Genomic DNA, 8,681 nt, shown 5'->3' on the forward strand with positions numbered 1-8,681 from the left:
GTAAACGCGATCCGCCGCAAGTTTACAAGCGCAGCGCTACGTCCTTGAAAGTAAACGCGTTCTCCCGCGCACGACGCCTTGGGCTACGAGATGTGTATAACAGGATGCCTTAACCGTGGTGAAGATACCTCGCGTGATCACGTCACGCTGGATGCGCGCGAAGCGGTTTTCCACCTGATTGAGCCAGGACGTACAGGTTGGCGTGTAGTGCAACTGCACGTTACGCTGTTGCCGCAGGAAGTCATGCACGCGGGAGGGCTTGTGGCTGCTGACGTTGTCGCAGATCACGTGAATCTCCTGTTTGGGCCGCTGGCTGGCGATAACACCGGTGAGGAAGGCGACGAACTGCCCGCTGGTATGGCGTGGCGCCGTCTTGCCGATCACTTCCCCGGTTGCCGTATTGAGCGCAGCGAACAGGCTGAGCGTACCGTTACGCCTGTATTCGAACCCATGGCTCCGGGCGCGGCCGGGTGACAGCGACAGCATCCGGTCCTTACGATCCTGGGCCTGAATTGCCGTCTTCCCGTCCATGCAGAACACCACAGCATGTGCGGACGGGTTCAGATACAGCCCTATCACGTCTGCAGCTTTGGTCCCGAAGTCGGGGGCGTTTTGAGACCATGAGGCTTTCTCCGGCAGTGGCACGAGCCGTATTGCCCAGCGATGCACCGTCGAATGGTCGACCTCGACGCCACGCTCGGCCATAATTCTTCAAGGTTACGCAGGCTCAGCGAATACGCCACGTACCAGCGCACCGCCAGCAGGATCACCTCCAGCGGATAGTGCAGCCGCTTCAACGCCTTCCCAATCGCGGCCCGCACCGTCCTGCGCGGCGTTTTCGTCGTCTCTGCCATCGGGTTCGTTCATGTGTTCGGTCTTCGCAATTCTACCCAACCGCCCTAATGCGACAGAACTCTACGTCCGCATTGCCTGAATTCAGCATCAAAGGCCCACGTTTGCGTTCAAATTCGATTTATGCAACAACGTCCTTTTGTAAGCAAACGGCTGGTCGAAATAGATTCAATTCGAATCGCCGAAATATAGTCGCAATGGGCGCTTGAAGTACCTATCAAAAATTGCAGTTCTCGCTAAGGCATGGTTGCCCTCTAATAGAACCGTCGTCATTCAGCAGGGCAAACAACATGTCTTCACGATTACTAGAAGCGGAAAGAATATTGGAAGACCCCAATACCAGCCGGACAAATGCCGGCACGGTATTTTCGTCAGATAACTGAATTGGCAACCGCCAACGAAGAGCTGTTGGAGCCGGACCGGTTCGATCACGACAAAACGCTCTATCTTGTCGGTATCGACGTGTGCAACGCGGATACGGATGTGTCCGACTGTTGCCGACGAGCCGCCCCTATCCTCTGTCAGAAGTGTTTCCGTTTCTGCCGCGGACGGACGATGCCACCGCACAGCGTTTCCGGTGGAATTTCGAATCCCGCGGTGTACTGGAAGTGATTGGAAACGTGAAAGTCCAGAGGCGTTTTCAACTGTGATTGCGGAGATGGCAACTGAAAGCGCGCAGGGCGCTCGCTTTCGACAAAGCAGAGAGGTGTGTTACACACATGCCAGAAGCCCCGAACGCCGGGAACTTCCAGGTCGCCGGAAAGTTGGCGGCCGAAACTCGGTCAATCATTCGAACTTCTCTGGGACATGCACGTATTGCCGCGCAGCGCTTGAGCGCGCGTCATGAAGCGATTTGATCCTCATCGATCAATTTGAAGGCACGATCCGTCAGCTAATAAAGTTGAATGGTCGCCGCGAATTAAATAGTACCCGGTAGTTATAAAATCCATGAAAATTCCAGGAAAGTACACCACCAGGATGAATTCTAACCTTGACGCCGGAACTAACTCCTCAGCCTCCCCCTGGGAAACACTCGAACGGATCTTTCGAGGCCGAGCTTGGCGCAACGGACAGGCAGATTACGAGCAGAAACGCCGGGACTGTTGCTGGAACAGGCGAAATTTCTCACGTTTTCCGCATTACATTGTCCGTGCGCATTCGGCTGATGACGTTGTGACCGCCGTCAATTTCGCCCGCGAACATGATTTGCCAATCTCACTACGGAGTGGCGGTCACAGTTTTTCCGGTTCATTCCTGCGCGACAGCGGAATCTTGCTCGATATGTCGGCGCTACGCACCTTGGAAGTCGACCCGAATCGACAACGCGCGATCGTCGGGCCGGGCGTCACCAGCCTGGAATTGAGTCGTGCGCTCGCGCGTTACGGCTTGGCCTTTCCGACGGGACACAGCGGCACGGTGGGCTTGGGCGGCTTCCTGCTCGGCGGAGGGCTCGGCATCAATTTTGGCGACTGGGGGCCGATGAGCGCCTTCCAGATCACGGCGCTCGATCTGGTCACCCCCGACGGCCGACTCCTGCATGCCAGCGCGGAGGAACATTCCGATCTATTCTGGGCGGCCCGCGGCGGCGGTCCCTGTCTTTTTTTTGCGGCGGTATCGTTTGAACTGAACTGCCCGGCCCTACCGGGTACCATCACCGCACGAAGCCTGCGGTTACCTCTCGAGCGGCTGGCAGACGCCCTGCGCGCAATCACTGAATCGCCGCCAAGCCGCCGATTGCAAGTCATGCTGGCCATCGTGCCAGCGGAACACGCCGATTCGTCGCGAAGCCCGCATGAGGTGGCGATCACCACGCTCGCGTTCGCCGAGGACGCTGCGGCAGCGACGGCTTTGCATACACCCGCCATCACACTCTTGCGCAGGTGGGCGTCTGCCGAGCCGAGCGAGGAACAAGCCACCGGCTTCGACGCGCTGCACCAACATGGCGACGCGGTGTTTAGTGCCGATCGCTACGCAGCCGACAACATACTGACCGATCGTCCAGAGGAGGCTGCGCGGATACTGATTTCACATCTGGCGCGGCTGCCGTCCCCTGCAACCCTGCCGCTTCTGATCTGGCGTGGCACACCGACCCTGCCGGCTGCCGCATACTCGGCTCAGGGGCAGTGGTATTTCTCCACCTACGCGAGATGGAGCGGCGCAGGCGACGACAATGACAATTTGTCCTGGCTCAGAGAGCTCTACGATGAACTCAAGCCGATCGCCGCCCAGTGTTACATCAACGAGTTCGACCTTGAACATCGATCACACGAAGTGTCACGTTGTTTTTCCCCCAGCAGCTGGCGTCGCCTCCAGGAATTGAAGCAACGTTACGACCCACAGGGAGTCTTCCAGGGTCTTCCCCTCGACGGTTAGTAGGCGAGCGTAATTGAGACTTACGACTCGAATGGCAAGACACACTTACATGGAGCGGGGCCTACGCTTCCATCGAAGACTGAACCGCTGTCGTCCAACTCGACAACCGCTCAATGCATCTCAAACCAATATCCGAACAATTTTTTCAGGAGAGCCAACATGACCAATTCAACGAAAGTGCTCGATGACATAGTACGTCAGGATCCCGAAGCCATAGCACTTGTCTCTGACGATGAAACACTGACCTACGGAGAGTTGAACCGGCATAGCGATGCGGTAGCTGCCTTCCTGGCAAAACGGGGCGTCGGATCGGGAGATCTTGTGCCTATTGAGGCCACACGATCGACCAACTTCGTTATTGGCCTGCTTGGAATACTAAAGGCCGGAGCAGCCTACGTCCCTATCGACCATGCTTACCCGTCGGCGCGCAAGGCCTACATCATCGAGCAAAGCCGATCCGTCTTGCTGCTAACTACTGCCCCGGGCATGGTGAGTTCCATCGCCGATGTGCAGGTTGCCGATATCGACACAATACGAAAGAACATGGGGGATGCGACGGCACCTGCTCGGGTGGTCGCACCAACAGATGTCATGTACGTGATATTCACATCCGGAACCACGGGCGTACCCAAGGGCGTAATCATCGAACACCACTCAGTAGCAACTGTCGTTGGCTGGCATAACCGTCATTTCCACATCGACGCTCAGAGCCGCTCGACTTCGATGGCCGCGCTCGGCTTCGACATCGCGCACTGGGAAATATGGTCAGCGCTGTGTGCGGGATCACGCCTCTATCTGTTGAATGATGCGACCCGGCGTGACCCTGCCGAACTCGTGCGCTCGTTCGAAAGAGAACGTATCACGCATGCATTCGTGCCTACGGTGATGGCTGCCGATGTGGTCATGCACGGCGCCGATCTCTCGTCGTTGAAGTATCTGTTCACGGGCGGAGAAAAACTCAGTCCGATCAATACCGACCACGTCCACTTCTCGCTGATCGATTATTACGGCCCGACCGAGGCGACGATGTGGGCAACGTGCCGTCCTGTTGCGAGCTCCAGTCTGGGACGGGAGCCGTCCATCGGCACGGCAATTGGCGAAGCCCGGATCTGGATCCTCGATAAGTCGATGCGAGAAGTCGTCGGCAATGCCATTGGCGAGATCTGCATTTCCGGCGGCTGCCTGGCCCGGGGCTACCTGCACAATGAAGCCCTCACAAATGAGCGCTTTCCGCTCAATCCTCTCGATCCAGGGCAGCGAATCTATCGTACCGGCGATCTCGGAAGGTATCTGCCAGACGGTAGTGTCCAGTTTCTGGGTCGCCTCGATGAGCAGGTGAAAATCCGGGGGCACCTGGTCGAACCTAGCGAGGTGGAAGCCACCCTTGCCCGGCACCCCGGCATCCGCAAGGCTAGCGTGACCGCGACTTTACCCGGGGACGGCAACTCAAGAGAATTGGTGGCCTTCCTCATTCCGGAAAACCTCGAGGCATCCCATAGGGATATCGTCCAACGTGTTCGCGAAACCGCACGCGCCCTTCTTCCCGACTATATGGTGCCGGCGCACTATGTCATCAGGGATAATTTTCCGTTGAATGCCAACGGCAAGACGGATAAGGCTACCCTGCTCGCCGGCTTCACGCGCACGGCAGTGTTCGCACAGACCTTCGATGAGATCGCTGATCCCATCGAACGATCGGTTCTACTGGCCTTTCAGGCAGCGCTGGAGCATTCGAACTTTCAACGCGAAGACAATTTCTTCCTTGTGGGTGGCCATTCTATGCTCGCGGCTCAAGTCATCGCAAGGCTGTCCGAGAAGCTCTCCCTTTCGCTGCGTATCACGGACATCTACAACCATCCGACGGCCGAAACACTTGCTGCGGAAATCCGTCGACGCCCGCATGCTTCCAGCGCAGTCTCCGATTACACGCCGCCCGAGGTGCTGTGGCGCGATGTGGTGCTTCCCGATGACATCGTCTTTTCCGGTTCGTTCGATCGCAAGCGACTAGCGGATCCCGCGCATGTGCTGCTCACCGGCGTAACCGGTTTTGTCGGCGTTCATCTGTTAGCCGAACTGTTGACCACTACCCGTGCCGACGTCCACTGTATTGTGCGGGCGAGGAGCGCGGCGGAAGCCATGCGGCGCATCCGGGAGAAGATCGAAGAATATCGGGTTCCCGTTGCTGCCGCCAACATTGGCCGCATCAAGGTCCACGCCGGAGACATCGCCTCCCCGGGCTTCGGCCTGAAGCCGGTCGACTATGACACACTCTGTCAACAGGTCGAGGTGATCCACCACTCGGCGAGCGCTGTGAACTTCATCAAGCCTTACGCGGCGATGAAGCGGGACAATGTCGACGGACTCGTCAACATTATTCGCTTTGCCGCTACCGCTAAAACGAAGGCCCTGATGCTGCTGTCGACTATCTCGATCTATAGCTGGGGATACTGGATTACCAAGCGGGACGTGGTCACCGAAAACGACGATATCGACCAGAACCTGGAAGCGATCTGCTCCGACATTGGCTACGTCAAAAGCAAGTGGGTAATGGAGAAGATCGCGGACCTCGCCCGGACTAGGGGGCTGCCGTTGGCCACGTTCCGCCTCGGCTATGCCACGTACCATACCCACACAGGCCTCAGCGCCGATTACCAGTGGTGGGGGCGGTTGGTGAAGACTTGTATTGCGCATCGCATGGTTCCCGACCTGCATGAACTGCGCGAAGGGTTGAGTTCCGTGGACTACATGACAAAGGCGGTTGCCCACATCGCCCGGAAGCAGTCCGCCCTGGGCCAGAAATTCAACCTCATCCATTCCGGCGAAGGAAACGTATCGTTAAAACAGTTCTTCAACCTGCTCGAACGGTACTTCGGATTCGAGTTCAGGGTTGTTCCTTTCCGCGAATGGCGCGACCATTGGGTGGACGTTCCGCAAACTCCACTCTATCCGGTGCTGAATCTCTTTCGCGATCCCATGTACAAGGACAACTGCATCATCGAGATGTACCAGCAAACCTATCTTTGGCGGCACGACAATACGTCCGCGCTGCTCAAAGGAAGTGGCATCGTCGCTCCCGCATTCGATGAGGCGGAACTTCGGCGTTATCTCGAACATTCACTCGGCATTCGGGCTGATGCCTTGACGAGTGAGAAGGGCGTTGTTGCATAAATCCGGCCGCGACATCCTGACGTTTACGCGCAACAGCATCCGGCGCGCCCCTGTTAAGGTGTTACGTCGCGAATAATACGAGGCTCGGGAGAAGAGTTTGTCGCGTGATCGGCGAGGGAGAATTTCAGAACGTCACCCCGAGCAGCGCGAGACGAAGCTGACGTGAGGATGGCCAGTGTTGCTCTGATATCGTGCGATGTCTACCAAACGCCGTACGAGCATCAAGAACAAACTGGCCATGCATCGGATTGTATTTGCATTTCTCACTCTCGAACAACATCGTCGCGCGGTCGTCGCTACACCCCAGTCGTACCGTCCGGATCGTTGCCCGCATTGTGGCTTCGGTTACCTTTTGGGGACATGGTTTTTATGATCGCAAGGCTGATCGCGGCGCGCGCGGCGATCTCAATCCCGTTTCGGTGCCGCGTTTCCAGTGTCCGTCGTGCCGACGCACATGCTCGCGTCGGCTCTGGTGCAAATCGGCTTGGGGAATCGGTTAAAGTAGCCAGCCATATGAAATGGGTAGTCGGTGAGGCTCTGTCGCATTAACGCGGTGAAGTAGAATCGGCCGGATCGTAACGCATGACGAAAATGATGGCAAAGACGAAGACGCCAGGCAAGGCACTGCCTGCGGGCATTGGCAAGGTACTGAAGCGACTGCACTATCCATTGGAGGTGATTGTGCTGTGTGTGCGCTGGTATGTGGCGTACTCGCTGAGCCTGCGCAACCTCGAAGAGATGATGGCCGAACGGGGCATTGAGGTGGATCATTCGAGCGTGCACCGCTGGGTCATCAAGCTCGTGCCGTTGTTCGAAAAGGCGTTTCGACGGCACAAGCGACCGGTTGGCAAGAGCTGGAGGATGGACGAAACCTACGTCAAGGTCAGAGGCCAATGGAAGTACCTGTACCGGGCCGTCGACAAGGCGGGTAACACGGTGGATTTCCTGCTGCGCGCCCATCGTGACAAGGCCGCTGCGCGCCGCCACTTCGAGAAGGCGATTGAACAGAACGGCGAGCCCGAGACAATTACCGTGGACAGGAGCGGCGCGAATCTGGCTGCGCTTGAAGCGCTCAACGCCGAGCGCTCGACACCGATCAAGGTCCGCCAGAACAAGTATCTGAATAACATCGTGGAGCAGGATCACCGCGCCATCAAACGCATCATCAAACCAATGATGGGTTTCAAGGATTTGCGGTGTGCTCGCATCATCCTGGCCGGCATCGAACTCAATGAACATGATCCGCAAGAAGCAGATGAAAGACGACGGCGTCGACCGAACGGTTGCCGCGCAGTTCTACTCGCTAATTATGTAACGCACTCCTGATTATATTGGAGCTTACTCGTCCCGACCATCTTATCGCGACACAATCCGGACTATCCCCCGCATTTCTGCTTCACTTTGCAGATCGAACCCGAGGGCCCGATTGATGGCTGCGCGCGTGTTGGTCTGCAAGCCATGATGCCGGATCCCCTCGCTGACGGCCTGTTCAAGCGCGGCAGGACGTGCACCCGCACCGCTGCCCGCAGGCACCAGTTGCGACCATGACTGTCCCTGCTCTTCCAGATGTACCAGGAACCGCCTGACGCTAAAGCGGTATGCCTGACCCAGTTCTTCGGGCAGATCCTTCAGCAGATCCTTGTGCTCCTGAAGATCAGGCACTCTGTGTATGTCGCCTTGCAGCCTGAACCTGAAGGCCTGGTTGATGGCTGCGCGCGTGTTGGGCTGCAAGCCATGATGCCGGATCCCCTCGTTGATCGCCTGTTCAAGCGCGGCAGGCCGCGCACCCGCACCGCTGCCCGCGGGCACCAGTTGCGACCATGACTGTCCCTGCTCTTCCAGATGCACCAGGAACCGGTTGACGCTAGAGCGGTATGCCTGACCCAGTTCTTCGGGCAGATCCTTCAGCAGATCCCTGTGCTCCTGAAGATCCACCGCTCTTTGTATGTCGCCTTGCAGCCTGAACCCGAAGGCGTGGTTGATGGCTGCGCGCGTCCTGGTCTGCAAGCCATGATGCCGGATACCCTCGCTGACGGCCTGCTCAAGCGCAGCAGGACGCGCACCCGCACCGCTGCCCGCGGGCACCAGTTGCGACCATGACTGTCCCTGTTCTTCCAGATGCACCAGGAACCGCCTGACGCTAAAGCGGTATGCCTGACCCAGTTCTTCGGGCAGACCCTTCAGCAGATCGATGTGTTCAGGTAATGTCGGAACGAACCGTGCACGGGGCTTTGCGCGACTGCTGCCTGGGAGAGGGGCAGCCGGCTGTCGACGCCCTGGAGCGTTCA

The 8,681-nt window shown here is 57.8% G+C and carries 6 protein-coding genes; 3 read left to right on the forward strand and 3 right to left on the reverse strand.

The window, feature by feature from the left end; genetic code table 11:
• Nucleotides 1-36: 36 nt before the first annotated feature.
• A protein-coding gene (locus HV796_RS38760) for an IS630 family transposase (RefSeq protein ID WP_246356314.1) occupies nucleotides 37-770 on the reverse strand; the annotation gives its coding sequence in 2 pieces (ribosomal slippage) (nucleotides 37-707 and nucleotides 707-770; 735 coding nt in all).
• Nucleotides 718-867 carry a hypothetical protein gene (locus HV796_RS44785; protein ID WP_246356315.1) on the reverse strand — a complete coding sequence of 50 codons (150 nt, stop codon included), beginning with the start codon at nucleotides 865-867 and terminating at the stop codon, nucleotides 718-720. The genes HV796_RS38760 and HV796_RS44785 overlap by 53 nt, the downstream gene beginning before the upstream one ends.
• Nucleotides 868-1,830: 963 nt before the next feature.
• On the opposite strand from HV796_RS44785, the gene HV796_RS38770 reads away from it, so the two are divergent.
• From HV796_RS38770 to HV796_RS38780, 3 genes are all read left to right on the forward strand, one after another.
• Nucleotides 1,831-3,225, forward strand: coding sequence for an FAD-binding oxidoreductase (locus HV796_RS38770; RefSeq protein ID WP_281369983.1), 1,395 nt, complete (start codon nucleotides 1,831-1,833; stop codon nucleotides 3,223-3,225).
• Nucleotides 3,226-3,384: 159 nt separating this feature from the next.
• Entirely contained in the window at nucleotides 3,385-6,393 is a 3,009-nt protein-coding gene (locus tag HV796_RS38775; protein ID WP_175233087.1) for an amino acid adenylation domain-containing protein, read from the forward strand.
• Nucleotides 6,394-6,987: 594 nt separating this feature from the next.
• Nucleotides 6,988-7,708 (forward strand): IS6 family transposase gene (locus HV796_RS38780; protein WP_175233089.1). Its coding sequence is split into 2 segments (ribosomal slippage): nucleotides 6,988-7,623 and nucleotides 7,625-7,708, totalling 720 coding nucleotides; the frame shifts between segments, so codons are not numbered across the junction.
• 41 nt (nucleotides 7,709-7,749) lie between these two features.
• Here the strand turns inward: HV796_RS38780 and HV796_RS38785 are convergent.
• A partial coding sequence (locus HV796_RS38785; protein WP_175233088.1) for a hypothetical protein occupies nucleotides 7,750-8,681 on the reverse strand: 932 nt, incomplete at its 5' end.

Source organism: Paraburkholderia humisilvae (assembly GCF_902859855.1).
Taxonomy (GTDB): Bacteria; Pseudomonadota; Gammaproteobacteria; order Burkholderiales; family Burkholderiaceae; genus Paraburkholderia; species Paraburkholderia humisilvae.